Genomic DNA, 1746 nt, shown 5'->3' on the forward strand with positions numbered 1-1746 from the left:
ACGGATGAAATCGTCAAGTCGGGTGCGTCAATCTTTCCTGGTTGGCTCCTGCTGCTGTTGACCGGGGTCGCCGAGGCTCCGGGGTCAAGGGCGGCCGTAGGCCGTCGCGCAGCGATCACGGCAGTGACCCTTGAGGACGGAGGGGCGGCCACGTTAGCCTCCCTACGGCACGGGCCATGCCAGGAAACCCTTGCGCGGTCTCATTCTTGCCGGAGTTGGGTGAATTCGATTTTCTTCGCTCCGGGCGGGCGGTGAGGTTGCCAGTTCGAGATGAGCAATTGGTAGGCGCGTTCGGCGGTTTCGACGAGTTCGCGTTCCTCGCGGCGTAGCTGCTTGTCGTTGTAGGCGTATCCGGGTCCACGGTGAGCCACGGCGCGGGGAGCACCGGAGGTGAGCTCGAGTTTGCGGTGTTTGAACGCGACTAGGCTGGGCCGGGCGAACGCGTAGTCTTCCCCGCGGGTGTCCAGCGTCCAGGCCAAGGTGGCCAGCTTGCGTGCCGTGGCCACGACGGCGATCTGGAAGCCCCTGCGGGCCTTGATCCGTGAGTAGAACGCGCGCAGTGGCCCCGGCGCCAGTGCCGCGGTGAACGCCGCTTCCACGAGCATGCCGCGGGCGTGGGCATTGCCTTGCTTGGTGATCCGGCCGTGGTACGCAGGCTGTCCGCCAGACTGGCGCACYCTGGGATGCAGCCCAAGATAGGCGACCAGCTTCTCGGCGGTAGGGAACCGCCCGAAGTCGCCCACCGCGGCGGTAGGGAACCGCCCGAAGTCGCCCACCGCGGCGATCAACGCCATCGCCACGACCATGGACACCCCGGGAATCGTCATCAGCCTGCGTGCTGTGGCATCCGTGAGCGCTTCGGTTGCCAGAGCCTGCTCATAGGAAACCAGCTCAGTACCCAGGAAATCCAGGTGCCGCAGTAGCGCTTGAACAGTGTCCCGCTCGTCCGGGGGTAGCACTTGAAGGCCGAGCCAGGCCCGCCCGGCCTTACCGAACAGATCGGTCGCCGTCGGGCGTGGCAGCAGATTCCTGGCCAGAACTGCATGCACCTGATTCTTGATCCGCGTGCGCTCACGAACCAGCTGAGTGCGCTGACCCACAATACGGCGCAGCCGTGCAGTGCGCTCATCGGGCAACCACACCGGTGGCAGGAAATCCGCGGCAAGCAACTGGGCAAGGATGCGGGCATCGACCTTATCCGTTTTCACCTTCGCCTCCGCGATCGCGCGAGTCTTCAACGGATTCGATACCACGACCCGGCCAGCATACGGCCTGATCAGCAACGCGATCGCCTCACTATTGCCAGTGGCTTCCAACGCCACCTGGTCGCCCGGACCCAGCGTCCGTGCCCAGCCAACCAACGCGTCGGGCCGGCACGCCACCTGACCGGCGTCACGGACCTCACCGTTCTGAAGAACAGCGATCTGCGCGAAATCCCGATGAATATCCAAACCAATAAACCGAACCATCACCTTCTCCTCCCACCCCGATATCAGGGATCGGAATCGGTCAGGCAATCGACACCTACGGATCCGCGTTCACGACGCAGCCGGACAAGTCGCGGGGCGACCATCTACTAACACGGGCTCTCAGCCCATCGTGCAAGACCGGTCTGCCCACCCCGATTCCCTACAAGCGCCCCAGTTCCGGACGGTCTCACCGTACGACCAAACCACCAAGCCCAGCCAGCCAGACGAACAACGCGAGGCACCCACCATCTTTCATACCCGGTACCAACGCGATCGA

At 64.2% G+C, this 1746-nt stretch carries 1 protein-coding gene; it reads right to left on the minus strand.

Features of this window, described 5'->3' with window-relative positions; all coding sequences use genetic code 11:
- Positions 1-200: 200 nt before the first annotated feature.
- Positions 201-1451 (minus strand): IS110 family transposase, encoded by a 1251-nt coding sequence (locus AB4074_RS24705; RefSeq protein ID WP_441415735.1) that lies wholly within the window; start codon positions 1449-1451, stop codon positions 201-203.
- Between the last annotated feature and the right edge of the window lie 295 nt (positions 1452-1746).

The sequence above is a fragment of the Arthrobacter sp. 2MCAF14 genome (genome assembly GCF_052115645.1).
Classification (GTDB): domain Bacteria; phylum Actinomycetota; class Actinomycetes; order Actinomycetales; family Micrococcaceae; genus Arthrobacter.